We start from the raw sequence: 23,914 nt of genomic DNA, 5'->3' as shown, positions 1-23,914 counted from the left end.
GAGCGCCGCTGCCTCTGCCGTGCTCCTTGAGCACGGGCTGCTTACTTGAGGACGGGGTAGGACTGGTCTTTGTTCTGCGTGTCCTTGCGCATCACCCAATTGAGGTAGCTTGCGAAGCCGGCCACCACCACGAAGGCTGCGCCGGCGTAGATGAATGCGTAGCCGAAGGCTCGGCCGTCCTGCCAAGCACGAGTGACGATGAGGGCGAGGATCAGGGTCGCGATGCCGCAGAAGACGCCGACCTTGATCGCGTCCTTGTACGAAACGGTGCTCGTGGGCTTGCCGCCTGAGGACTTCTTCTTCGGGGTGTTCGTTGGCAACATGCCCCCAGTCTACCGGCCCCAGCTGAGAGCCGGCCCCCTCCGTGCCTGAGATCACAGCCGCCCCCTCGATGCCCCTTCATCCCTCCGCGGAGGACGCCCCGTCCCCACCGGAGTGATCCCTGGGACGCGAGCGGCCCCCGCGACTCGCGCGAGGTCGATGCACATCTCGCGCGGAGTGGATGCGCACCTCGAGCGAGGTCGGCACAAGCCGCCTTGAGAAGCCTGAACGGCGCTCGACCGCTGGTCATGCGGGTGGGATCCGACTCGCCTCGGCGGTCGATCAGGTGGACTACAGGCCCGGAACAGGCAAAAATGAGTGTGTGTCAATCCCCTCTCGACACGCCTCCGGGGAGGCGTCGCGCCCATTTCGCACCGGCCAGGCCCTGCCTGGTCGCGATTGCTGCGCCGACATCCCCCGCATCCCGCCTGGTCGCGATTGCTGCGCCAGCACCCCTCGCACCGCCCCCGGGCGCACGAACACCGGCCGCAGCGGTCTGCGCGCCTTCGCAGCCCTTCTGCTCATCGCCGTCGTGGCGTTCACGGCCACCGCGTGCGGGCCCGACCGCGGCCTCAAGGTCTCTCCCGAGGGCAATCCCTCCCCTTCCCTCTTCGCCCCTGACAACACCGACGCCGGTCCGCCGAACGAACCGTTCTCCCTCGATGAGATCCGCAGGACCATCGAGAAGTCCTCAGGTGTGGCGGTCACCGGCAGCGCCTCGGAGTCGGCGAAGGTCGTCGCCGACTGTGAGAAGTGCCTGAAGTTCTCCACTCCGTTCCTCAGCGACGACAAGAAGTTCCAGGTCGTGACGGTGGCGAATCCGAAGCAGAGGGACGAGGTCATCGCGGGCGCTGTCATCAGCAAGCACGACGGCGAACCCCGGCTCGAGCTCATCGCCACCGGCAATCAGCTCACGCTCAGTCCGGGCAAGAATGGGACACTGGTGGTGCAGGAGGCGATGTTCGCCGACGGCGACGATGCCTGTTGCCCTTCGGGGTGGTCGGTGCAGGTCTTCCGCCTGCACGACGGTAGGTTTGAACCGGGTCAACGCTTCACGCGGCTTAATGGAGAAACGTAATGCATATTGTTCTGGTTGAGGATGACGAGGTCATCCGGGAAACGACCCAGATCGGGCTCGAACGCTTCGATTACACGGTCTCGGCCTTCGCCGACGGCCGTGAGGGGTACGAATTCGTCTCCGCCCACGGCGCCGACGTCCTCCTCCTCGACCTCATGCTGCCGACGATGAACGGCGCCTCCATCTGCCGAGCCGTGCGTGAGCGGTCGACGATCCCGATCATCATCATCTCCGCCCGCTCCGATGCCATCGACATCGTCCAGGCCCTCGAGGCCGGAGCCGACGACTACCTCACCAAGCCCTTCGATATGCAGGTCCTCAACGCGCGCATCCGCGCCGTCGTCCGTCGCTTCATCACCACCGGGACGGACAAGCTCGGCTACTCCCCCGCCCCCGAGGCGGCCGATGAGCACGAGACCGTCATCGGCCCCGGCGGCATGGTCACCGGCGACGGCATCCCCGAGGTGCTCGGAGCCAGCCCGGGGATGGACACGCGAGACCGTCTGCGCGCCCAGCTCGAGTCCGATGACACGTACCTCGGTGCGGGTGGGAAGTTCACCACCGGCCCCGAGGAGGCCGATGACGAAGGCGCCATCAGCGGTGACTCCGGGGTCCCTCCGCGTCCGACCGGCACCCCGTCGGTGCAGTCCGGTGCGGTGGCAGGCGGCGATGGGCTCGGCCCCTTCCGCACTCGCCTCGGTTCGCTCGTCCTCGACACCGGCCGCCTGACCGTGGAGATCGACGGCGAGGAGGTCCACCTCACCCCCACCGAGCTGCGCGTCCTCCTGCTGCTGACCGAACAGCCCGAACACGTGTACTCCCGCGAGAAGATCGCCTTCACCGTCTGGGGCTATGAATGGGCCGGCGACTCCCGTGTCGTCGATGTCCACATCCAGCGGCTGCGCAAGAAGATCGGGGCGAGCATGATCGAAACCGTTCGCGGATTCGGCTACCGCTTCGCAGGCTGAACGCATGTCGCTGCGCTGGAAGATCTCTCTGCTCATCGTCGCCTCGGTGATCATCGCCGTCCTCTCCTGCTCGATCGTGCTCCGCCAGTCCGCGGCCCGCGCCGAGGACGACCGGATGCGCTCGACGGTGACCGAGCAGCTGACGAACGCGACCGCCATCTTCTCCGAGACGGGGGTGCTCACCCTCAACGCCCGCATCGATGATCCGCAGCTTCCCAAGGACGCCCGCAGCGCGGCGCTCAAGGGCCAGAGCGTGACGATCCGCTCCGAGGTCGACGGTGAGGAGATCGTCTGGGCCGCGGCCCCGATCGAGGTCGGCACCTACACCGAGGTGATCTCCGTTCGCGCCTCGACGAAGGACAGTCAGGAGCTCATCGGCCGCATCGACCAAGCCCTGCTGGTGGGCATGATCGGGTCCGCCCTCGTCGTCGGCGGCGTCGGCTCCATCGTGGCCGGACGGATCTCCCGCCGCCTCACCCTCGGCGCGCAGGCCGCCCGGAAGATCGCCGGCGGGGACACGAGCACCCGCATCGCCGACGTCATCGACGAATCCGATCAGGAGGTCTGGGCCTTCGCCACGGCCGTGGACACCGCGGTCGCCCGACTGACCGAGCGCATCGACTCCGAGCAGCGCTTCACCGCCGATCTCGCCCACGAGATGCGGACCCCGCTGACCGGGCTGGTCAACGCGGCGAACCTGCTCGAGGAGGACTCCCGGCCGGCCGAGCTCGTCAAGGACCGGGTGCAGCGCATGCAGATCCTCGTCGAGGACCTCCTCGAGGTCTCCCGCCTCGATGCCGGCCGAGCGAATCCCGAATTCTCCCGAGTCGACGTCGATCAGGCGATCCGTTCGCTGCTGGGCACCATGGAGGCCTCCGGAGCTCTGGCCGGACATACGATCGACACGCAGCTGTCGGCCCTGAACTCGACGCTGGTCACCGATGTGCGCCGTTTCGAGCGCATCATCTCGAACCTGCTCGTCAACGCCATCAAACACGGCGGCGACCCGATCCGCCTGGAGACGAGCACCCGCAGCATCATCATCACCGATTCGGGCCCCGGCTACCCGCCCGACATCGTCAACACCGGACCGACCCGCTTCGTCTCCGCGGGCGGCGGCGGAATGGGACTCGGCCTCGTCATCGCTCAGGGCCAGGCCCGCCTGCTGGGCATCAAGCTCATCTTCAGCAACGATTCGGTCACGGGCGGCGCCCGCACCGAGGTGATCTTCCCCAGCGAAGAGGCCCAGGATCGCGCGCTGAGACAATACATCGACAGCAAGAGCGGGTAGCCTGGCCGAGCCGGCTCCCCGCCATGAAAGGGCGCTGACCAGGAGCGACTTCGTTTCGCTGCCCCTTCACGCCCGAACGGATTCCGTAGAAATCGTGCGACTCGTCACTTAAATATGACAGTTTCTATATATGGCCGTTACACTTTTGTGATGTTGTGTTGAAGCGGTCGGAGAGGCCGACAGCCTTCGACAAGTCAGCGAAACACGGAGAGTTATGTCAGAGCCATCCTCGACCACAGAGACACCCGTGCGTCGACGGGATCTGCACCGGCGGCGGTCGGCCCCCTTCACCCGCGGACGCGCGCCCAAGCGCAGCGCTTCCGCCGCAGAAGCCTCGGCACCGACCGCGTCGGCGACGGTTGAACCGGCCGATTCACCGGCCTCCCATCAGTCTTCTGCCTCCGCCCCTCTGCCGACCAGGCGGGCAGCGATAGCCGCCGAAGCGCAGGCTGCAGGAGTCTCCCCGCGCCGGGCCGCGATGGCCCGCGAGAGCGCCGAAGCACGGTCGGCTTCCGCGTTCGGCTCCACTGCCGGCCAGTCGCCGCGCCGCGTCAGCGCCGGCATCGCCGAACGCCGCGGCTCCGACGGCACTCTTCTGAAGAGCGTGCGCAAGAGGAAGCTGCGAACCGCCTCGACACTGGCCGCGGTCTCCGTGGCCGGAGCCGCAACTGCGGTGACCATGCTCGTCAACAACCTCGGCGGGGCCGAGGTCAAGACCGATCCGAACGCCGCCGGTGAGCCCGCGGCGATCAGCCCGGAAAAAGTCAGCGCCGACGTGCCGGAGACGAAGGGGAAGTCGTCGATCGAGATCGGTGCCCCGAGCGCGAAGCAGAAGAACGTCGAAGCCGCGTCCCGCGCCATCGAGAAGAGCGCGCTGCCCGGCTGCGATGCGAAGCAGAACTTCGACCGGTCCGCCGGGAACGGCGAGCTGCCCGAGGAATGGCTGTGCGACCTCGGCAAGGAAGATCACCGTCTGCGTGCCGATGCCGCGGTCTCCTTCGCGAAGATGAACGCCGCGTACAAGAAGGACACGGGCAAGGAGCTCGAGATCACCGACTCCTACCGTGACATGGCCGGGCAGGTCTCGGTCGCCGGTCGCAAGCCGGGACTGGCCGCCAAGCCGGGCACCTCGCTGCACGGCTGGGGCATCGCCCTCGACCTCGGCGGCGGCGTCGAAGCGAAGTCCGGAGCCTGGAGCTGGCTCGTCGAGCACGGCGCCGAATACGGCTGGGAGAATCCCGACTGGGCGAAGTCGAGCATGTACGAGCCCTGGCACTGGGAGTACACGCCCGCTCGGAGCTCGATCAAGGGCAACTGATCCGCGACAGCCTGCGGGCAGCCTGAAGGGACCCGGGCGGACGCGGGTTCGAAGTCGCCGCAGCCGTCGGGACGGTCCAGCCACCTCGGCGAGAGAGGCGGGGCGGAGGCACATCTGCGACTCGCAGTCCGGACGGACTGGCGGCCCCTGCTGGTCGCCCGCGTATGATGCCTGAGAGGACGCTTTTCAATCGAATGTCCGCTCAGTCAAGGAGGACCTCATATGCGCACCATCAACGGCATCGACGAGATCGAATCGCTCATCGGTCAGGAGCTCGGCGTCTCCGAGTGGACGACGATCGACCAGGACGCCATCAACATCTTCGCCGATGTCACCGCCGACCACCAGTGGATCCACGTCGACGAAGCCCGCGCGGCCGAGGGCCCTTATGGCGCGACCATCGTCCACGGCTTCTTCACCCTCTCGCTCATCCCGAAGTTCTCCTCAGAGGTCTTCAGCATCGAAGGCGTGTCCATCCGCGTCAACTACGGCCTCAACAAGGTCCGCTTCCTCCAGCCCGTCGTCGTCGGCTCGCGCCTGCGCGGGAAGATCGAGGTCAAGGACGTCATCCGCGGCGAGAAGGGCACGCAGGTCATCCTCGCTCACACGATCGAGATCGACGGCCAGGGACGCCCCGCATGCATCGCCGAGGTGGTCACCCTCCTCGTCGAGTGAGACTGCGACGCTCCCGCCGAGACACGGGCTGCGTGTCGAAAGACGGGCTGCATATCGAGAAACGCATGCGTCCCACGTGTTTCGACGCGCGACCCGTTTCTCTATGCCGTACTCAGCTCGGACGATGCTCGTCGAGCAGCTGCGCGACCCGGATGTAGCCGAGGTGGGAGTACGCCTGGGGGTGGTTGCCCAGGTGCTCCTCGGCGACGGGATCGTACTCCTCCGACAGCAGCCCGGTCGGGCCGAGCAGGTTGTTCACCTGACGGAACAGATCCCAGGCGTCATCGATGCGGCCGACCTTGATGAAGGCCTCGATGAGCCACGTCGTGCAGATGTGGAATCCGCCCTCCAGCCCCGGCATCCCGTCGTCGTAGCGGTAGCGGAAGACCGTGGGCCCGACCCGCAGCTCCCTCTCGATCGCGTCGACCGTGGACACGAAGCGCGGATCGTCGGCCTCCAGCAGACCCGAGAGCCCGACGAACAGAGCAGCCGAATCGAGGTCCGTCTCGCCGTAGGCGACGGTGAAGGCGCCGACTTCCTCGTTGAAGCCGTAGGTGAGCACGTCCTGGGCGATCTCCTCGCGCAGCTGCCGCCACGCACCGCGCGGTTCCCGACCGAAACGGTGCGCGATCCGCAGGGCCCGGTCGACCGTCACCCAACACATCACTCGCGTGTAGATATTGTGCTTGGGCGGCCGCCTGGCCTCCCAGATGCCGTGATCGGGTTCGAACCACCGTTTGCTCACGGCCTCGACCATCTGACAGGTGAGCAGCCAGTAGTTCTCGGGGAGCTCGCCGAGGTGGTCGCTGAGTTCGTCGAGCAGCTCCGTGACCGGGCCGAACACGTCCAGCTGCACCTGATGCTCGGCGGCGTTGCCCACGCGCACCGGCCGGGACCCGGCGTATCCGGGCAGGTGGGCCAGCACCGCCTCGGTGGTCAGCGCCGATCCGTCCACGGCGTAGAGCGGGTGGAGCTGTTCGGGCGAGACCGTGCGGGCCAGCACCCCTGACAGCCAGGTCAGGAAGCCCTCGGCCTCGCCGGTCGATCCGAGGGCGAGGAGAGCGCGCACGGTCATCGAACCATCGCGCAGCCAGGTGTAGCGGTAGTCCCAGTTGCGGACGCCGCCGATGCCCTCGGGCAGAGAGGTCGTGGGTGCGGCGAGCACTCCCCCGGTCGGTTCGTGGCACAGCGCGCGCAGGGTGATCGCCGAACGGATGACCTCCTCGCGGTGATGTGCCGGCAGGGTGAGCGTATCGACCCAGTTGGTCCAGAAGTTCAGGGCACGCTCGCGCACATAGTGCTCTCCCCCGGTGGCCATGAAGCCGGCATCGCCGGTGCCCGTTCCGCAGGCGAGGACGAGCACGACCCTGCCTTCGGGCTGCTGCGAGGGCACGACGGTCGCCTCGGCGGTGTGGGAGTCACCGGTCTCGACGAGTTCGAAGTCGATCCCGGGACCGTAGAGTTCGATCGGCTCCGAGGTGCCGAGGACCTGCACGCCCTCGTCGGTCCTGGCCATGCGCGTGGGCACCGTCGCATAGTCGAGGCGAGGCGCGAAGCGGATCCGGGCGGGCACGTCTCCGGTGAGCACGCGCACGACGATCGTGTCATCGCTGTACCCGTCGACCGGAGCGAGGTAGTCGATGCAGTTCAGGCCCGCCCACCGCGTCTCGAGCAGGGTCGAATTGCCGATGTAGCGCTGGGTCAGGGGCGCCGCTCCCGAGGCGGGGGCGACGGCGAAGAAGCCGGCCGTCTCCGAACCGAGGATCTCGGAGAACATCGAGGCCGAGTGGGGCAGGGGGTGCGGCATCCAGCAGATGCTTCCGGACGGATCGACGAGCGCGGTCGACTGCCCGTTGCCCAGCAGACTGTGCCGCTGGATCGGAGTGGCCCGACGGCCGAAGAGCCAGGATTTGCGCAGCTCGAACAGCGCCCCGAGGACCACGGAGACCTCGTCGGGCGAGCGCAGACGGAAGTCCGCGTGGGTGGCTGCGGACTCGTGGCCGACCTTGAGCCCGAGGTCGTTCTCGCCCAGGGTCTCGAGCGCGAATTCATCCGCGGTGTCATCGCCGATGAACACGACGGATTCCACGTCCGTCTGGGCCCGCAGCCGAGTGAGTGCTTCGGCCTTCGACGAGGGCACGACGGAGAGGTCGATGACCTGCTTGCCTCGAGTCGGGTGGATCGGGTGAGCGGCGGCGAGTTCCGCGACGGCCGATTCGATGCGGAGACGTTCGGTCTCGTCCAGTCCGCGCAGGTGGACGGCCGCGCCGGTGGTCTTGTGTTCGATGATCTCGTCGGGCAGGACGCGGGTGAGCTCGGCACGGAAGGCCGCCAGGGTCGCCCGCTGCGCCTCGTCGAGGGCGTTGATGGTGAAGGTGTCCGTCTCGCCGCCGTGGGAACCGAAGAGGTGGACCTCGCGAGGCAGCCTCGACATCGCCGCGAGGTCGCGGAGGCTGCGCCCGGAGATCACGCCGGTCGAGGTCGCCGGCAGCAGGGCGAGCGCGCGCATCGAATCCACCGAGCTCTCCAGCGGAAAGGCCTCGCCCGGCATTTCGACGATCGGCGCGATCGTGCCGTCGTAATCGGTGGCCACCAGCAGGGACGGGGAACGGGAGAGCTCGAACAGGCGCCGGAACAGCGCCGGGTCGAGTTCGCGACTGGCTTCGGCGAGGTCGCCCAGCAGTTCGGAGGACCTCACCGAAGCGGCGATGGAGGCCAATCGGGACTCGGTCACGCTCTCGTGCTCGACAGTGCTCATCTCACCTCGGGTGTCTTGAGTGGCTTGAGTGCCTCAGGTGCCCCTCAGGGCTCTTTCTTCGGCGCGGTTTCGTCAGGGCCATCGGTGGCATCGGCGGACCGGTCGGTCGCCTCGGCGGGGTTCGCTGCGTCGGGATCGATCGGCTCCGGCAGTTCGCCGCGCTGAGCCAGCTGGCGCGCCTTGCTCAGGCGGGAGTAGCCGCCGATGATGAGGATCACGCCGGCGATGAGAGTCGCGGCGCCGGTGAAGCCGAGGATCGACAGGGCCTCCATGCCGTCGCCGAAGACGAGGATGATGCCCAGCAGCACGTGGACTCCCGCGGCGATGAGGAAGTCCGAGGCCATGGGCTGAGATTTCAGCTGGCGCCAGCTCCAGAGCTCGAGGACGCCGTGGAGCAGGGCCCAGATGCTCAGTGCCGCACGCAGTTCGGCGGGCTGGTCGGCGAGGAAGAGGAAGACGATGGCCGGGACCGCGATGACGGCCTGTCCGTAGACCGCAGTGCGCACATTCAGCGGTGAACGCACAGCCTGGAAGACGAGGACCAGGGCGAAGAGGATGAGGTATCCGATCGCGAGATGGTCGACGACATCGGTCGGCAGGCTCAGCTGCGCGGGGTTGACGGCGTCGCGCGGCCAGAAGACGGTCACGATCCCGAAGGCGACGCCGAGGACTCCGCGGACGATCATGGGCGCACCGAGCCGTTTCGCCGCGGCGACGGCCTGCGGGGACGGCTCGGAACGCTGAGACGTGGATTCGGTGCGCGGTTCTTCGGTACTCATCACGACACCAGTCTAGGTGTCCCGCCTGAGTCTGTCCGGACAGCCCCCACCGCTCCGCGAGCGACGGTCTGGGCCGACCGGTCCTGGTGCGCCGAGGACGAGAGAGTTCGCCGACGGCGGCGGACGCCTCACTTGCCCTTGATCGTCAGGGTCCCGTCCGCCTCGGTGACTTCGTACTGCGGGAGCGGTTCCTCGGCCGGACCGGACAGCACCTCGCCGGTGGTGACCGAGAAGTTCGAGGAATGGCAGGGGCAGATGATGGCCTCCTCGGTGACCCTCTTGACCTGGCAGCCCTGGTGAGTGCACACGGAGGAGAAGGCGAAGAACTCCCCCTCCTTCGGCTGAGTCACGACATAGGTGTCCTCGATGACCGTGCCCGATCCGACGGGCACATCGGAGGACGGAAGGTTCGCGTCCTTCGTGGGGGCCGACTCCTCCTCGTCCGAGGAGCACGCCGAGGTGAACGCCACCGAGGAACCGATGACCGCCACCGTCCCGGCGGCGCCCGCGGTCCTCATCACACGGCGCCGGCTCGGGTGCGCGGTTGCTCCAGCCGTCTCGGGGCCGTTCGGTCTCGTCTCCATCGGAATCTGCTCCTTCTCGCGGGTGCGCGCAATCCATCATGCCGATATCAGGGCATGGGTGCCCGGGTTCCAGCGTACAATCGCTCACGGCTCGCTGCGCAGCCGCCTCGGCGGGTGCGCAGGTCCCAGAGAGGAAGGCGGGTGCGCAGGTCCCAGAGAGGAAGGCGGTGGAGCAGTGCCCGAGGAAACGGCGCCGGACGATCGGCAGCCCGCGAGACCCCGCGCGAATTCCGGGTGGGGCCTGGCCGCCTCGGCGTATGTGTTCACCGTCGTCATGATGGGCACGACTCTGCCCACGCCTCTCTACCCCCTCTACGCGGGCCGGTTCGACTTCGGCACCGCGTTCACCACGCAGCTCTTCGCGATCTACGCGCTCGGCGTCATCGCCGCACTCGTGCTCTTCGGTCGCCTCTCCGACGGGCTCGGCCGCCGACCGGTCCTCGCGGTCGGAGTGGTCTTCTCGATCGCCTCGGCGGTGCTGTTCCTCATCGGTGCGAACGTGGGCCTGCTGCTCGTCGGGCGCGTCCTGTCGGGTCTGGCCGCGGGGATCTTCACCTCCACGGCCACCGTCACCGTGCTCGAGAACGCCCCGTCCGGACGCGAACGGCTGGCCGGTTCCCTGGCGACGGCCGCGAACATGGGTGGGCTCGGGCTGGGCATCCTCATGTCCGGCCTCCTCGCCCGGTTCGCCTCCGGTCCCCTGTTCACGCCCTTCCTCGTCAACGCGATCATGCTCATCGTCGCCGGATTCGCCCTGGCCCTCATCCGTGACCGCACTCGCGCGAACCCCGCCGCCGTGCGCCTGCAGCTGCCGGGGATCCCGTCAGAATCGAGGCGGATGTTCCTGGCGGCCGCTCCGGGAGCGATCACGGGCTTCGCCGTGTGCGGGCTGTATTCGGCGATCGCGCCGAGCTTCATCGGTCAGACCCTGCAGATCACCTCGACTGCGATCACCGGCACCGTCGTCTTCCTCCTCTTCGGAGCCTCGGCGACCGCGCAGCTGCTCCTGCGCGGGCTGAGCGATCGTCGCCTCATCATCGGCGGCACTCTGACGATGATCGTGAGCATGGGCGCCCTCGTGCTCGCGCTGACGCTGAGCTCCCTGGCGGTCCTCATAGGCTCGGCGCTGCTGGCAGGAGCCGGTCAGGGGCTCGTGTTCATGACCGGGATGCGGGCGATCACCTCGGCGACCGAGCCGGATCGACGCACCGAGGCGACGACCTCGTACTTCATCCTCTCCTATGTGTTCATGTCCGTGCCCGCGATCGGCGTCGGCTTCCTCGCCGCCGAGGTGGGTCTGGCCGAGGCGACGACGATCTTCGCCGTCGCGGTGGCCGCCGTCTCCGTGCTCGGCCTCGTCGCGGCCCGGAGGTTCGCTGTGCGCTGAGAGGTGGTGCTGAGGGCTGTGCCCGTCGAGAAGTGGTCACCTTCGGATGATGCCCGTCGAGAAGTGGTCGCGTTCGGACAGTTTTTTCGCGGCAAAGTATCCGATTGCGACCACCTCTCGCCTCCAGCCGCCGGAGCCGTCCCGGCCTCCAGCCGCCGGAGCCGTCCCGGCCTCCAGCCGCCGGAGCCGTCCCAGCCTCCAGCGACCGGGACGGCGGGTCCCAACCTCCAGCAGCCGGGCCGGGCCGAGGCACCACGATGTTCGTGTCAGGTGCGTGAACTAGGGTGGGAGCCATGACCTCCACAGCTACGACCTCCGCCCTCGACGTCCTCCATGATGTCTTCGGCTATGAGGACTTCCGGGGTCAGCAGGCGGCCGTCGTCGACCAGGTCGTCGGCGGAGGCGACGCAGTAGTCCTCATGCCCACCGGTGGCGGAAAGTCCCTGTGCTACCAGGTTCCGAGCCTGGTCAGGCCAGGTACGGGCGTGGTCGTCTCACCGCTCATCGCGCTCATGGCCGATCAGGTCGCCGCTTTGGAGAACCTCGGCGTGCGCGCCGCCTACCTCAACTCCTCCCTCGATCTCGACACTGCCGGCCAGGTCGAGCAGCAGCTGCTGGCCGGTGAGATCGACCTGCTCTACCTCGCTCCCGAACGCCTCGTGCTGCCGCGGACGATGCGGCTGCTCGAGCAGGCGCAGATCTCGCTGTTCGCCATCGACGAGGCCCACTGCGTGTCCCAATGGGGCCACGACTTCCGCAGCGACTATCTGGGCCTCGGGGTGCTGGCCGAACGGTTCCCCGATGTCCCGCGCATCGCGCTGACCGCCACGGCGACACCGGCCACCCACGCCGAACTCACCGAGCGGCTCCACATGCAGGGCGCCGAGCACTATGTGGCGAGCTTCGACCGGCCGAACATCACCTACCGGATCGAGCCGAAGGCCTCGGCGCGGTCCCAGCTGCTGAACTTCATCACCACCGAGCATCCCGGGGACGCGGGGATCGTCTACTGCCTCTCCCGGCGCGGTGTCGACCAGCTCGCCGAGGCGCTCGCCGCCCGCGGCATCACCGCCCTGCCCTATCACGCGGGACTGCCCGCCGAGGTTCGGGCGGAGAACCAGGCCCGGTTCCTCCGCGAGGACGGCATCGTCATGGTCGCCACGATCGCCTTCGGCATGGGCATCGACAAACCCGACGTCCGCTTCGTCGCCCACCTCGACCTGCCTCGATCCGTCGAAGGCTACTACCAGGAGACCGGACGCGCCGGACGCGACGGACTGCCCGCGGACGCATGGATGGTCTACGGCCTCGGCGATGTCGTCTCCCAGCGCCGCCTCATCGAATCCGGTGAGGGCGACCAGGCGTTCAAACGCCGCCAGATGAGCCACCTCGATGCGATGCTCGCCCTGTGCGAGACCGTCGACTGCCGGCGCGTCCAGCTGCTGCGCTACTTCGATGAGGACTCCGCACCCTGCGGCAACTGCGATACCTGCCTCACGCCGCCGGCGACCTGGGACGCGACCGTGGCCGTGCAGAAGCTGCTGTCGGCGGTCATCCGCCTCGACCGGGAACGCGGGCAGCGCTTCGGTTCCGGTCAGGTCATCGATGTGCTGCGCGGAAACGACAACGAGCGCTCCCGGGCCTCCGATCATGAGAGCCTGAGCGTCTGGGGTGTGGGAGCGGATCTCTCCGAGAGCCAGTGGAAGACCGTCATCAGGCAGGTGCTCGCTCGCGGGCTGCTGGAGTCCCACGGTGACTACGGGGTGCTCGTCCTCGGCGAGGCGGCCGGCCCAGTCCTGCGCGGCGAAGAGGAGATCTCACTGCGCGTCGACCCGGTCAAGAAGGCGGGCGCGAAGAAAGCAGGAACACGCCGCGGAGGCGGCCCCGAGGTCGAGCTCGACCCTGCCGATGCCTCCCTGTTCGAAGCTCTGCGCAGTTGGCGCGGTGCGCAGGCGAAGGAGCAGGGTGTGCCCGCCTACGTCGTCTTCCCCGATGCCACGCTGTACGGCGTCGTCGAGGCGAAGCCGAACTCGATCAGCGAACTCGGCCAGATCAGCGGGGTGGGCCTGAAGAAGCTCGACCGCTACGGAGAGGCCGTCCTCGAGGTCCTCGCCGCGCATTCGGGCTGATCAGTCAGAGCCGACGAATACTCCTCAGCCGTCTCTCTGACCGTGACGTCCCTCGTCCTCAGTCGACTTTCGTCACAGTGACGTCGATCGGCGTCGGGTTGGTGAAGATGTCGAAGACCGGGCAGTGGGCATCGACAGTCTCCTGCAGCTTGCGGTAGTCCTCGGCGTCGTCGGGTCCCGAGACGTTCACGGACACCCGCACGGCGGAGAACCCGGGGCGGACGGTCTCATCGGCTCCGAAGAGTCCCTGCACGTCGAGGTCGCCCTCGGCGGTGACATCGAGTTCGTCGATGGTCAGCCCGAGATTGTGGGCGTAGAGACGGTAGACGACGATCTGGCAGGAGATGAGCGCTCCGAGCGCGTATTCGACGGGGTTCGGGGCTGCGTCATCGCCAGCCAGCGGGGTCGGTTCGTCGACGGCGAAGCTGTGCTTCCCGGCGGTGATCACCGAAGACACTGACCCGCGGGCCGTGCCGGAGGCCGAGAACTTCAGGCGGCCGTTCGTCGCCGAGGCGGCCAGACGCTCATTCCAGGCGCTGCCCGCTGCGTCGAGGCGCTCGGCACGCTCCTGCGCAGTGATGTCGGCGATGTCGAGTTCAGTGGCGGCTGCAGTCATGACGGGTCCTCCGGTGTCGGTGCTATTGCTTGGGTGATTGCCGACCCCAGCCTAGGAATCTCCGCCGACGGGCCGCCCTGACTCCGTCGGCTTCCGACGCCCGCCGACATCTTCGGGTCATCCGGTGTCATCTGCCGACACACGAGCCATCGTCTGCGCCGTCATCAGTATGTGCGAGATCGTCACTTCCGATGATGGCCGAACACAAGACTCGTCTGTGTGTGCGCGATCGTCGGATCGGACAGATTCTGCTCGATGAATCGGTGCAGTCCCGTCGGATGGTCACAGGCGACGTGGACGAGGAGATCCCGCTCCCCCGACACCTGATACACCTCGAGCGTCTCAGCCGCCTCGAGCAGCCGGTCGATGACACTGCGCAGCTGCGAACGGCCGACCGGGGTCACGCGCACGGAGATCATTCCGAACACGCTCAGCCCGAGCTTCTCGTAGTCGATGTCGGCGTGGAAACCGCGCAGCACCCCGCTCTGCCGCAGCGCGCTGACGCGGCCCGAGCAGGTCGATGGCGCCAACCCCACGCGCGCGGCGAGGGTCTTGTTCGAGATCCGGGCGTCGGCACTGAGCTCACGCAGAATCGCCAGATCCACCTCGGCGAGTCGAACATCCGCCGAATCGGAGCGATGATCGGCAATGAGAGTCGAATCATTCACGAAGTTTCCCCTCCTTGACTCGGTTCCATTCGGATTCTGCCCATCATATCCGAATGCCATGCCAGGATGAGGCACATACGCGAATGCTCGCCGCGCCCCTCATCGCAGAGGCGGAACGGATCGGCGAAGACGACGACTCGGGAGACTCTCGTGGCAGCCAAGCTCAATCAGGACCAGCTCAAACGCACGATCGGACTGCCCGGTGCGCTGAGCGTGACGATCAATCAGGTGATCGGCGGCGGCATCGTCTCGCTCACCGGCGTGGCGATCGGAATCACCGGCGGCGGAACGCCCTGGGCCTACATCATCGCAGTGGTCACGATCATCCTCGTCTCGATCCCCTATGCGGCGATGGCCTCTGCCCTTCCCGCGGTCGGCGGGACCTACACCTGGCCTGCGCGGGTCGTCGACCCGCGACTCGGTTTCATCAACATGTGGATGGCGCTCATGCAGCAGTGCGCGCTCAGCCTCTACGGCCTGTCCGCCGGGATCTATCTGCACTCGCTCTCGGACTCCTTCGATCCGGTCATCGTCGCGGTCGTCATCGTCAGCATCTTCTACATCGCGAACCTCATGGGCGCCGCCTTCTCCTCGCGGGTGGGAGTCTGGCTCATGGTCCTCATGCTCATCGGCTTCTCCGTGTTCATCGTCAACGGCTTCGGCCACATCGAATGGAACGCCTATCCCGAGCCGCTGCCGCACGGCTTCACCCAGCTCCTGTCCGCGGCGGCGCTGCTCACCTTCGCCACGATGGGCAGCTTCGGCGTCGCCGAGCTCGGGCGCGAGATGAAGAACCCCTCTCGCGACATCCCTCTGGCGATGATCGGCGGCACCCTCGTCGTCGGGCTCCTCTACGTGCTCATCGCGATTCCCGCCGTCGGCGTCCTTCCCATCGCCGAGGTCGCCGATCAGCCCCTGTCGGTCGTGGCCGCAGAGATCATGCCCCACGGCTGGTGGGTGTTCTTCATCCTCGGCGGAGCGATGGTCGCGATCGTCTCGACGCTCAACGCCCAGCTCCTGTGGGGGTCGAAGGGCCTGGTCGCCGCCACCGACGACGGCTGGCTGCCGGCGGCGTTCGGACGGGTCAATGCCCGGTTCGGCACTCCGCATCGGATCCTCACCGCGCTCTTCGTCCTCGGCATCGTCCCCGCGATCGCCGGTCTCGACATCTCGATCATCGGCACGGCCGCCTCGGCGCTGGTGCAGGTCATGCTCATCGTCATCCTCATCGTCTCCCTGCGCATGCGCTATGTCATGCCCGACGCCCTCGCCCGGGCACCCTTCTCGATCCCCGTCTGGCTGCATTGGGCGCTGACGGTGGTCGGCACGGCGGTCAACCTCTACCAGATCACCCTGCTCGCAGCCGACTTCACACCGGTGGTGTGGATCGCGCTGGCGGCGTGGCTGGCGATCGGAGTCCTCATCATGGCTCTCCGATACCCGGCCGTGGCCAGGATCCTCGCCGCTCGCGAGGCCGCTTCTGACTCAGACGCCGACGAACCTGCCAGACTGAACGACAACAGCACCGAAAGGACGACACCATGACGACTCTCGACGACGGACGCGACGCCGAACCCATCACCGACCCTGCTGACTCTCGCGCTTCCGAACGGGCCCGTGTCGGCGCAGATGCGCTCGATCGCGCGGCCTGTGCGCAGCGAGATGCCGACGATCCCCTCCGCGGATTCCGCGATGAGTTCGTCCTCCCGCCGGAGACGATCTACCTCGACGGCAACTCCCTCGGCGCACAGACGAAGGGAGCCGCCGAGCGGGCCCAGGACGTCATCTCCCAGGAATGGGGCACCGGATTGATCCGCTCCTGGAACGACGCCGGCTGGTTCGACCTGCCCGCCGTGCTCGGCGACAAGGTCGCGGGCCTCGTCGGGGGCGGCGCCGGGGCCACTGTCGTGACCGACACGACCTCGATCAACCTGTTCAAAGCCGCCTCGGCCGCCTGCAAGATCCAGACCGCCGATGCTCCGGGACGCCGCGTCATCCTCACCCAGAGGGAGAACTTCCCCTCCGACATCTACATGCTCGAGGGACTGGCCGAACAGCTCGGCGACGGCTGGGAGGTCCGCCTCGTCGACGACGCCGAGGTGACCGCCGGGTTCCCCACGGCCCTGACCGATGAGGTGGCCTTCGTCGTCCTCACCCACGTCAACTACCGCACCGGGCGCCTCTTCGACATGGAGTCGACGACCTCGGCGATCCATGCCGGCGGAGCCCTGGCGATCTGGGACCTCTGCCATTCGGCCGGTGCGCTCGAGATCGACCTGGCCGGCTCGGGTGCGGACTTAGCGGTCGGATGCACCTACAAGTTCCTCAACGGCGGTCCGGGCTCCCCCGCGTTCGTCTGGGTCTCCGAGGCTCTGCGGACACGCTTCACACAGCCGCTGTCGGGATGGTGGGGCCACAAGCAGCCCTTCGAGATGGAGCCGAGCTACACCCCGGCCGAGGGCATCCGGCGCTACCTCACCGGCACACAGGGCATCATCTCGATGTCTGTCGCCGAAGTCGGTCTCGACATCCACTCCCGGGCCGACATGGCGGCCGTGCGGCAGAAGTCGCTGGCTCTGTCCGACCTGTTCATCGAGCTCGTCGATTCGCGTCTGTCGCATCATCCCGTCGAGGTCGTGACTCCGCGCGAGCACGCGCAGCGCGGCTCGCAGGTCTCGATCACCCACCCCGAGGGATTCGCGGTGATGAGTGCGCTCATCGAACGCGGCGTCATCGGCGACTACCGCGAGCCCGAGGTGCTGCGCTTCGGCCTCACCCCGCTCTACGTCGGCTTCGCCGATGTCTGGGACACCGTCGAGGTCCTGCGCGACATCCTCGACAATCGTCTCTGGGACGCCCCGCAGCACAAGGTCCGCGGCGCCGTCACCTGAGTCCGGGCCGGCTGACGATCTCGGCGTAGACCCCGAAGAGGGGTTCGCCGAACTCGTTGGCCGGACGGTAGTCGGCCAGTGCTCTCAGCAGGCGCGCATTCCGCTCACCGGTGACCGGGTCGAGGTCGATCACCGCGCATCGCGGGATCGGTGCCCCGATGCACACCCGGACCTCGCCGTGGTCGGGGCCGACGAGGCTGACCTCCCGGCCCTGCCAGGCCTCCTCGGCGAAGGGGACATCCGTGTCGACGACGAAGGTCGCACGGAATCGGGCCGCCTCGTCGATCAGCTCCGGGCGGGACACCCGGTCGGCGAGTTCGCCGATCGAGGCCGTGGTGACGATGGACACCGGTGCACCGAAGACGATGTCTCCCCGAGGGGCCCGGGCCAGACGCACGGGACGTCCGAGCCACATCGACAGCAGTGCGGCGTGCGGGCCGCGCGTGAGGCTGAGATCGGTCGTGCGCTTCCAGTAGTCGCAGGTGAGAACCTCGTCGCCGGTGGCGGGCGCAGCGCAGACGGATCGGCCGTCGGGCAGCGTGATCGCCAGCTCCTGCCCGCGCAGTTCGGCCGTGACCCCGAGGAGGCTCGGGTGCTGGACGGTCTTGAGCACCTGACGCCGCTCGACGTCGACGAGGCAGTAACGGCGGTCGCCGACCGGCCCCTCGGCGTCGAACTGCGCATCCGGGCGGCGGACGTGCCGTGTGCCCTTGACCGGAGCGAACCCGACCGACACGGCATCGAGGCTCTCCCCGGGCCGCGAGGTCATGTGAGCTTCCGTCCGGTCACGGCGTAGGCGCCGATGGCCACCGCTCCGATGGCCAGGGTCGTGCCGCCGATGATGACGGCCTGTGGGATCGTGGCGATCGTGCCCAGCACACCGACGGTGACTCCGGAGAAGGTCTGCATGCCGGGCCCGAACATCGCATAGGACCCGATGACGCGCCCGCGGATCTCGGCGGGCGCCTCGAGCTGGATGATCGCCATCTCGGTCGACTCGGCCGTGATCTTCGAGACCCCGGCCAGCACGAGCATGATGATCGCCAACCACAGCTGCGCAGTCACGGCGAAGATCACCGCGCTCAGCCCCATGGCCGCGGCCGCCAGCGCCGCCGCGGAGGGGACCGCCTTGATCCAACCGGTCGCCTCGAGGGCGAATCCGCCGAGCACTCCGCCGGCGCCCATCGCGAAGAGCAGCACCCCGTAGGTGAAGTCGCTGTCTCCGCCCGTCGGGGTGAGGATCTCACCGAAGACCGGCATCGCGGTCTGCAGCACCGCACCGATCGTGATCGAGGCGAGCGCGGCGAGCAGGAGCATGCCGATGATCGACCGGTTGTGGCGGACCTCCACGAGCACCTTGAGCGATGCCAGCAGCGTCGTCCTGGCCGTCCGCACACCGCCGCTGCGCAGGTGGCCGGTGAAGGGGGTGCGGATGAGGAAGAGCGTCAGCGGCAGGTAGAAGACGATGTTGATGAAGATGCCCCAGGTCGGTCCGAACCCGAGCAGCAGGGCGGAACCGACGACGGGCCCGAAGAGGATGCCGAGGCTGCGGAAGGTGGCATTGAGCCGCACCGCGCTCGGCAGCTCTGACCGGTCGACGAAGTCGTGGAGCATCATCTGCTCCGCCGGCCCCCACAGGCACCCGGCGAGCCCATGGATGACGAGGAGGATGCACGCCTGCCACAGCTGCAGGGAATCGGTGAGGAACAGGATGCCCCAGCACAGGGACACGGCCATGAACATGATCTGGCCGATCTGGATGAGTCGTCGGCAGTCGAATCTCTCCGCCAGGGAGCCCGCGTAGACGGACAGGAGCAGGAACGGCAGCCAGTGGCTGATGAGCTGGAAGCCGACGAGCGCGGGGGATTCGAACTTCTGCCACAGCACCCAGTAGGTGATGACGTGCTCGATGTTGTCACCCATCATCGCGGTTCCGGATCCGACCAGGTATGGTGCGGTCTTCCAGCTGCGCAGCACGCTGAAACGACGTGGGGCCGCCGACTCGTCGCCGGCACTGGGGATATTCTCGCTCACGCACCCATTCTCACACCCTCGCCGAGGCGGGGCATGACCGACGTGGGAGTCTGACATCATTGATGCATGAGTGAAGACACCCGCAGCATCGAACTGACCAGGATCGCCGAGAACCACTACCGGGCCACCGCACCGAGCGGGGCGAGCATCGAATTCGGCCGCGGCGAAGGGCTCATGTCGCCCGTCGAGCTGCTGCTGGCCGCCGTCGCCGGCTGCTCGTCGATCGACGTCGACACCGTCACCAGTCGGCACACCGAACCGACGCGCTTCGAGGTCTCGGCGGCCGCCGACAAGCTCGATGAGGACGGCGCTTCTCGGCTGGACAACGTCCACCTCGACTTCGACCTCGCCTTCCCCGACGACGAAGACGGACGCAAGGCCGATGCGCGCATCGAACGGCTCGTCGGGCTCTCGCACGACAAGTACTGCACGGTCTCACGCACCGTCGAACATCCCACGAACGTCGACTTCAACATCCGCCGCGACTGAGTCCCACCTCCCCAAGGCGGCCCCGCGCAGTCACCTCCGTGGCGGGTGGGGTGGTCGCGGCGGGTGGGGTGGTCGCGGCGGCAGCTCATCGATTCCCGGCCTGGGTCCGCCGTTCGTGTGGCCGAACCGCTGTCGCAGCTGCTGGTACCGCCGATGGGCCTCGGCCCGCTCGACCTCGGTCGTCTGCGGCTTCGGCCGGTCGATGATGTTGCGCAGACCTGCGAGAATCGTCAGCACCGCCAGTCCGGCCAGGGCGGCTCCAGCCCAGATGACCGTGCTCGCGGGGCTCGGCGGGTTCTCGAAGATCTTCACCCCCGCGATGGGGAAGAGGAAGATCGTCCCCAGATAGGGCAGGAGCAGGGGCAGAGCGACCTTGTACCCGCCGACCATCATCGGCAGCAGCAGGGCCAGGCACCACGCCATGCCGGCGATGACGAAGAACAGCACGAGGAGGACGCTGGCGGGGTCGCTGCCCAGTTCGGCCGCGACTGTGCCGGGAAGTGCCCGGTCTCCGAGGAAGAGAGGCCAGACCATCATCACCAGTGTGATGATCACCCCGCCGCCGCCCACGCTGAGCAGGACCAGCGGCACGAGACCATCACGACGGAACCCGTTGTCGACCCGCTTGATCTCGAAGAACAGGAACGGGAACATGAAGACCAGCACGCCGGCGCAGATGCCCGCCCACACCGCATCGGCCTCGAGCGTGTCGAGTGAGCCCTTCTCACGCATGAGGCCGGTCGAGGCGAGCCAGACGTAAAGAGTCACGAACAGGGCTCCGAAGAGGCTGATGCCGAGCACTCTCCGCAGGTCACGCGACCATGTCGGAACGGGTTCGGTCTCCGGCTGCTCGGAATTCTCGGGCGGTGTCGTGTTCATGCCTTCATCGTCGCACGTCTCAGTCAGGCTTCCGGAACACCGAGGGCAGCTTCTTCATCCGCCGGCCGGTCTCCCGGTAGGACCACTGCCGCATCGGCTGCGGGACCCTCCACTGCAGTCTCCAGGCGAGCATGCGGAAGGCGAAGGCGGCGGCCGCGATGAGCAGCGAGGTGATGCCGTTCAGCAGTCCGGCCACCTCGGCGAGGAGCGTCAGACCGGATCCGAACAGGGCAGGGATGAGGTAGAGGTCGGTGCCGCGGAAGATCGCCGGATCCTCGCTGGCCACGGCATCGCGCATGAGTCCGCCGCCGCAGGCCGTCAGCGCACCCATGAGCAGCGCGGCAGGATAGTTCGCATCGGCCGCCAGCGCGATGGTCGTACCCGTGACGCTGAAGAGTGCGAGGCCCATCGCGTCGAAGGCGACGATCCAGATCCGGGCGCGGGAGACATGGGTGCCGATGATGTAGACGAGCAGGGTCGCGATCACCGCGGGGGCGAGATAGATGGGCTGGCCGAGCGCATTGGGCACCCGGTCGAGCAGGACATCGCGGATCATTCCGCCGCCGATGCCGGTCATCATCCCGAGCACCAGCCCACCGGTGATGTCGAAGCTGCGCCGGGCGGCCAACAGCACTCCGGATACGGCGAAGACGAAGGTTCCGGTGAGGTCGAGTGCGAGGAAGATGGCTTCCTGCAGATCCGCCTCCATACCGACTCCTCACATCACCCGGTTCCCGAATCCCGACGGATCGGACTCAGCTGAGCTGGAAGTCGTCCGGGTTCTTGTACGGTTCGATATCGACGATCGGGGTGCCCTTGCCCATGAGCAGCTTCGAGATCGGGCAGCGGGCGTGGGCGCGGGCGGCGTACTTCTCCGCGTCCTCGTCGGAGACTCCCTCGATGGAGATGAAGGCGTGCGGTGCGAAGTAGAAGCCGCTGCCCGAGGCCTCCTTGTGCAGTTCGACCTCGACTCGCACACGGGACAGGGCCTCGAGCTCGTTGACGGCGAGCACGACCTTCAGGGTCTCGCCGAGGCAGGTCGACCAGGCCATGGCGAGGAACTGTTCGGGGTTGTTGCCCTGGTCGACGTTCGACGTCGGTGCCGTGGGCAGGGTCTGACCGTCATCGACTCGCACCTCTCCGGAGGTGCCGCCGAGGTTCTCGACCTTCGCGGTGTAGATGGGAGCACTCGGGCTCTTCGGCTCGTCCGAGTCTCCGCTCGGAGCCTGCGGTTGGGCGTATCCGGGGTTCTCAGTCATTGCACCATGCTACGACAGCTCACCGACGAGGTCACTGACCATCCGATGAACGGACGGAGAAAGCGGGCTCCAGCCCATCCGCTCCGGCCATGGCTCCGAATCACCGTCATGAACCGACGTCATCACGTGGAAGGCCGCGCCCGAGGTGCGGCCGCCGGAATCGCCGCCGCTCTCGTCCTCTTCGGTGCGGCCGATCTGCTCGCCCGCGCGCTCGGGCCGCCTGCCGCACCGCTGCTCACACTCGGACAGACTCTCATCCCGCTGGCACCCCCGGCGGTCGTCGAACCGGTCATCGACCTGCTCGGGCACAACGACAAACCTTTCCTCATCGCCTGCACGGGTCTGGCCGCACTCGCCCTCGGGGGACTCATCGGCAGCCTGGCCCGGGGAGGCACCGGCTCCGCCCGGAGAACCCGCCTGGCGACGCTGCTGCTGACTGCCGCGGGCCTGGTCCCCGTCGCGGCGATCCTGCTGCAGCCCGGGGCCCGCCCCGCCGACGCAGTCCCCGCACTCGTCGGTCTCGTGCTCGGCCTCATCGTCTTCCGCCTGCTGCTCGGATCGCACCGTCCCGGCGGACCGGCTCGAGAGGCACACGCCTCGTCGACGGGCGAGGCAGCGGCGGGACAGGCGGACCGGCGACAATTCATCCGCCTCGCCGGCGTCCTCGCAGCCGCCGGTGCCGCCGCCGTCGCCGCCGGTCAGACCGTGGCCTCCTTGGCACAGGACGCCGGAGCCGCGGTCACGCGGCTGGTCCTGCCCGAACCGGCGAGGAAGGCACCGGCGATACCCGCCTCGGCGAGCGCGAACGTCGCGGGAGCGGTTCCTTTCGTCACCGATCGCGAGGACTTCTATCGCATCGACACGGTGCTCGCTCCGCCGGCCATCGAACCGGTCGAGTGGTCGCTGCGCATCCACGGAATGGTCGAGAACGAGGTCACGCTGACGATGGAAGACGTCCTCGACCTGCCGCTCGAGGAGCATCACATCACCCTCACCTGCGTCTCGAACCCCGTCGGAGGCGACCTCGTCGGCACTGCCACCTGGTTGGGCTTCCCGGTGCGCGAGCTGCTCGGCCGCGCTGGACCGAGCGAGGATGCCGATATGGTGCTGTCCCATTCCTTCGACGGCTTCACCGCCTCGACTCCGCTGGCGGCACTGACCGATGAGCGCGATGCGCTGCTGGCCGTCGGGATGAATGGAGCGCCCCTGCCTCCCGAACACGGGTTCCCCGCTCGGCTCGTCGTGCCCGGCCTCTACGGCTTCGTCTCGGCCACCAAATGGGTGACCGAACTCGAGGTCACCCGCTTCGATGAGAAGACCGCCTATTGGACCGACCGCGGCTGGGACGCGCAGGCCCCCATCCTCGTCGCCTCCCGAATCGAGGTGCCGAAGCCCCTGGCGACGGTCTCCGCCGGGAACGTCCGAGTCGGCGGCACGGCCTGGGCGCAGCGATCGGGGATCGAGAGCGTCGAGGTCCGCCTCGACGACGGTGACTGGACCGAAGCCGCACTCGCCGAGGAGGTCACCATCGACACGTGGCGACAGTGGCGGACCGATTTCGCCGAGGTGGAGCCCGGCTCTCACACTCTGACCGTCCGCGCCACGGACAAGGACGGGACGGTGCAGACTGCCAAGCGCCGGGACCCAATCCCGAACTCCGCCACCGGTCACCACCACATCCAGTTCCGAGTCGAATGAGGACCGGCACCGCCTCGACGATGAGTCTCTCAAATCTCTTCGGCGATCCACCCATCCGCATCCGCATCCGCTGCGAATACCAAGTACACAGC

Annotated in this window: 22 protein-coding genes; 11 read left to right on the top strand and 11 right to left on the bottom strand. The window is 67.7% G+C overall.

From position 1 onward, the window contains the following. Positions 1-41 precede the first annotated feature (41 nt). Complete coding sequence (locus IHE57_RS01215; RefSeq protein ID WP_209370238.1) at positions 42-323, bottom strand: hypothetical protein; 282 nt, start codon at positions 321-323, stop codon at positions 42-44. Between the two features lie 320 nt (positions 324-643). On the opposite strand from IHE57_RS01215, the gene IHE57_RS01210 reads away from it, so the two are divergent. The 5 genes from IHE57_RS01210 (at position 644) to IHE57_RS01190 (ending at position 5,651) form a co-directional block, all read left to right on the top strand. Further along, complete coding sequence (locus IHE57_RS01210; protein ID WP_253719820.1) at positions 644-1,399, top strand: hypothetical protein; 756 nt, start codon at positions 644-646, stop codon at positions 1,397-1,399. Continuing rightward, positions 1,399-2,367 (top strand): response regulator transcription factor, encoded by a 969-nt coding sequence (locus tag IHE57_RS01205; protein WP_209370236.1) that lies wholly within the window; start codon positions 1,399-1,401, stop codon positions 2,365-2,367. The genes IHE57_RS01210 and IHE57_RS01205 overlap by 1 nt, the downstream gene beginning before the upstream one ends. Positions 2,368-2,371: 4 nt before the next feature. Then, on the top strand, positions 2,372-3,658 hold the full coding sequence (locus tag IHE57_RS01200; protein ID WP_209370234.1) for a sensor histidine kinase: 1,287 nt from the start codon (positions 2,372-2,374) through the stop codon (positions 3,656-3,658). A 214-nt stretch (positions 3,659-3,872) separates the two neighbouring features. Further along, complete coding sequence (locus tag IHE57_RS01195) at positions 3,873-4,976, top strand: M15 family metallopeptidase (RefSeq protein ID WP_209370231.1); 1,104 nt, start codon at positions 3,873-3,875, stop codon at positions 4,974-4,976. A 222-nt stretch (positions 4,977-5,198) separates the two neighbouring features. Next, entirely contained in the window at positions 5,199-5,651 is a 453-nt protein-coding gene (locus IHE57_RS01190) for a MaoC family dehydratase (protein WP_209370229.1), read from the top strand. 112 nt (positions 5,652-5,763) lie between these two features. Here the strand turns inward: IHE57_RS01190 and otsB are convergent, their stop codons facing one another. The 3 genes from otsB to IHE57_RS01175 all read right to left on the bottom strand — a co-directional run bounded on the left by otsB (position 5,764) and on the right by IHE57_RS01175 (position 9,772). Continuing rightward, the gene (gene otsB / locus IHE57_RS01185) at positions 5,764-8,409 is read right to left on the bottom strand and encodes a trehalose-phosphatase (protein WP_209370227.1); all 2,646 of its coding nucleotides are present in this window, start codon (positions 8,407-8,409) and stop codon (positions 5,764-5,766) included. A 44-nt stretch (positions 8,410-8,453) separates the two neighbouring features. After that, the gene (locus IHE57_RS01180) at positions 8,454-9,188 is read right to left on the bottom strand and encodes an HdeD family acid-resistance protein (protein WP_209370225.1); all 735 of its coding nucleotides are present in this window, start codon (positions 9,186-9,188) and stop codon (positions 8,454-8,456) included. A 128-nt stretch (positions 9,189-9,316) separates the two neighbouring features. After that, complete coding sequence (locus IHE57_RS01175) at positions 9,317-9,772, bottom strand: Rieske (2Fe-2S) protein (RefSeq protein ID WP_209370223.1); 456 nt, start codon at positions 9,770-9,772, stop codon at positions 9,317-9,319. Between the two features lie 175 nt (positions 9,773-9,947). Here IHE57_RS01175 and IHE57_RS01170 point away from each other — a divergent pair, with 175 nt between their 5' ends. Further along, positions 9,948-11,159: an MFS transporter gene (locus IHE57_RS01170; protein WP_209370221.1), complete on the top strand. Its 1,212-nt coding sequence runs from the start codon at positions 9,948-9,950 to the stop codon at positions 11,157-11,159. Between the two features lie 293 nt (positions 11,160-11,452). After that, a complete protein-coding gene (gene recQ, locus IHE57_RS01165; RefSeq protein WP_209370219.1) occupies positions 11,453-13,288 on the top strand; it encodes a DNA helicase RecQ in 1,836 nt (611 codons plus the stop codon). 58 nt (positions 13,289-13,346) lie between these two features. Here recQ and IHE57_RS01160 read toward each other — a convergent pair whose 3' ends face one another. After that, positions 13,347-13,904, bottom strand: a complete 558-nt coding sequence (locus IHE57_RS01160) for an OsmC family protein (RefSeq protein ID WP_209370217.1) — start codon at positions 13,902-13,904, stop codon at positions 13,347-13,349. A 182-nt stretch (positions 13,905-14,086) separates the two neighbouring features. Then, positions 14,087-14,572, bottom strand: a complete 486-nt coding sequence (locus IHE57_RS01155; RefSeq protein WP_343071812.1) for an Lrp/AsnC family transcriptional regulator — start codon at positions 14,570-14,572, stop codon at positions 14,087-14,089. Positions 14,573-14,722: 150 nt separating this feature from the next. On the opposite strand from IHE57_RS01155, the gene IHE57_RS01150 reads away from it, so the two are divergent. Both IHE57_RS01150 and kynU read left to right on the top strand, forming a co-directional pair. Beyond that, positions 14,723-16,117, top strand: coding sequence for an APC family permease (locus IHE57_RS01150; protein WP_209370213.1), 1,395 nt, complete (start codon positions 14,723-14,725; stop codon positions 16,115-16,117). Beyond that, positions 16,114-17,463 (top strand): kynureninase, encoded by a 1,350-nt coding sequence (gene kynU, locus IHE57_RS01145; protein WP_209370211.1) that lies wholly within the window; start codon positions 16,114-16,116, stop codon positions 17,461-17,463. The genes IHE57_RS01150 and kynU overlap by 4 nt, the downstream gene beginning before the upstream one ends. Here the strand turns inward: kynU and IHE57_RS01140 are convergent. Together IHE57_RS01140 and IHE57_RS01135 are read right to left on the bottom strand one after the other, a co-directional pair. After that, the gene (locus tag IHE57_RS01140; RefSeq protein WP_209370210.1) at positions 17,456-18,232 is read right to left on the bottom strand and encodes an MOSC domain-containing protein; all 777 of its coding nucleotides are present in this window, start codon (positions 18,230-18,232) and stop codon (positions 17,456-17,458) included. The genes kynU and IHE57_RS01140 overlap by 8 nt on opposite strands. Then, positions 18,229-19,497 carry an MFS transporter gene (locus IHE57_RS01135; protein WP_366933817.1) on the bottom strand — a complete coding sequence of 423 codons (1,269 nt, stop codon included), beginning with the start codon at positions 19,495-19,497 and terminating at the stop codon, positions 18,229-18,231. Before IHE57_RS01135 ends, IHE57_RS01140 begins: the two co-directional genes overlap by 4 nt. 66 nt (positions 19,498-19,563) lie before the next feature. On the opposite strand from IHE57_RS01135, the gene IHE57_RS01130 reads away from it, so the two are divergent. Then, positions 19,564-19,986, top strand: coding sequence for an OsmC family protein (locus tag IHE57_RS01130; RefSeq protein ID WP_209370208.1), 423 nt, complete (start codon positions 19,564-19,566; stop codon positions 19,984-19,986). A 30-nt stretch (positions 19,987-20,016) separates the two neighbouring features. On the opposite strand, the gene IHE57_RS01125 is transcribed toward IHE57_RS01130, so the two are convergent. The 3 genes from IHE57_RS01125 to IHE57_RS01115 are packed head-to-tail and all read right to left on the bottom strand — an operon-like array spanning position 20,017 to position 22,124. Then, the gene (locus IHE57_RS01125; protein WP_209370207.1) at positions 20,017-20,865 is read right to left on the bottom strand and encodes a hypothetical protein; all 849 of its coding nucleotides are present in this window, start codon (positions 20,863-20,865) and stop codon (positions 20,017-20,019) included. A 19-nt stretch (positions 20,866-20,884) separates the two neighbouring features. Continuing rightward, positions 20,885-21,574: a trimeric intracellular cation channel family protein gene (locus IHE57_RS01120; protein ID WP_209324333.1), complete on the bottom strand. Its 690-nt coding sequence runs from the start codon at positions 21,572-21,574 to the stop codon at positions 20,885-20,887. A 46-nt stretch (positions 21,575-21,620) separates the two neighbouring features. After that, positions 21,621-22,124, bottom strand: a complete 504-nt coding sequence (locus tag IHE57_RS01115; RefSeq protein ID WP_209370206.1) for an OsmC family protein — start codon at positions 22,122-22,124, stop codon at positions 21,621-21,623. Between the two features lie 108 nt (positions 22,125-22,232). On the opposite strand from IHE57_RS01115, the gene IHE57_RS01110 reads away from it, so the two are divergent. Further along, on the top strand, positions 22,233-23,822 hold the full coding sequence (locus IHE57_RS01110) for a molybdopterin-dependent oxidoreductase (protein ID WP_209370205.1): 1,590 nt from the start codon (positions 22,233-22,235) through the stop codon (positions 23,820-23,822). Positions 23,823-23,914: the final 92 nt, after the last annotated feature.

It is taken from the genome of Brevibacterium renqingii (genome assembly GCF_017808105.1).
GTDB classification, from domain to species: domain Bacteria; phylum Actinomycetota; class Actinomycetes; order Actinomycetales; family Brevibacteriaceae; genus Brevibacterium; species Brevibacterium renqingii.
Note: the sequence above shows the minus strand (reverse complement) of the source record. Positions and strands in the feature narration are given on the sequence as shown.

Bases quoted from the DNA above. Each gene is read 5' to 3' on its own strand.
- IHE57_RS01195 (WP_209370231.1), top strand. From the start codon at position 3,873: ATGTCAGAGCCATCCTCGACCACAGAGACACCCGTGCGTCGACGGGAT.
- kynU (WP_209370211.1), top strand. From the start codon at position 16,114: ATGACGACTCTCGACGACGGACGCGACGCCGAACCCATCACCGACCCT.
- IHE57_RS01110 (WP_209370205.1), top strand. From the start codon at position 22,233: ATGAACCGACGTCATCACGTGGAAGGCCGCGCCCGAGGTGCGGCCGCC.
- recQ (WP_209370219.1), top strand. From the start codon at position 11,453: ATGACCTCCACAGCTACGACCTCCGCCCTCGACGTCCTCCATGATGTC.
- IHE57_RS01130 (WP_209370208.1), top strand. From the start codon at position 19,564: ATGAGTGAAGACACCCGCAGCATCGAACTGACCAGGATCGCCGAGAAC.
- IHE57_RS01175 (WP_209370223.1), bottom strand. From the start codon at position 9,772: ATGGAGACGAGACCGAACGGCCCCGAGACGGCTGGAGCAACCGCGCAC.
- IHE57_RS01120 (WP_209324333.1), bottom strand. From the start codon at position 21,574: ATGGAGGCGGATCTGCAGGAAGCCATCTTCCTCGCACTCGACCTCACC.
- IHE57_RS01125 (WP_209370207.1), bottom strand. From the start codon at position 20,865: ATGAACACGACACCGCCCGAGAATTCCGAGCAGCCGGAGACCGAACCC.
- IHE57_RS01115 (WP_209370206.1), bottom strand. From the start codon at position 22,124: ATGACTGAGAACCCCGGATACGCCCAACCGCAGGCTCCGAGCGGAGAC.
- IHE57_RS01190 (WP_209370229.1), top strand. From the start codon at position 5,199: ATGCGCACCATCAACGGCATCGACGAGATCGAATCGCTCATCGGTCAG.
- IHE57_RS01180 (WP_209370225.1), bottom strand. From the start codon at position 9,188: ATGAGTACCGAAGAACCGCGCACCGAATCCACGTCTCAGCGTTCCGAG.
- otsB (WP_209370227.1), bottom strand. From the start codon at position 8,409: ATGAGCACTGTCGAGCACGAGAGCGTGACCGAGTCCCGATTGGCCTCC.
- IHE57_RS01205 (WP_209370236.1), top strand. From the start codon at position 1,399: ATGCATATTGTTCTGGTTGAGGATGACGAGGTCATCCGGGAAACGACC.
- IHE57_RS01200 (WP_209370234.1), top strand. From the start codon at position 2,372: ATGTCGCTGCGCTGGAAGATCTCTCTGCTCATCGTCGCCTCGGTGATC.
- IHE57_RS01160 (WP_209370217.1), bottom strand. From the start codon at position 13,904: ATGACTGCAGCCGCCACTGAACTCGACATCGCCGACATCACTGCGCAG.
- IHE57_RS01140 (WP_209370210.1), bottom strand. From the start codon at position 18,232: ATGACCTCGCGGCCCGGGGAGAGCCTCGATGCCGTGTCGGTCGGGTTC.
- IHE57_RS01215 (WP_209370238.1), bottom strand. From the start codon at position 323: ATGTTGCCAACGAACACCCCGAAGAAGAAGTCCTCAGGCGGCAAGCCC.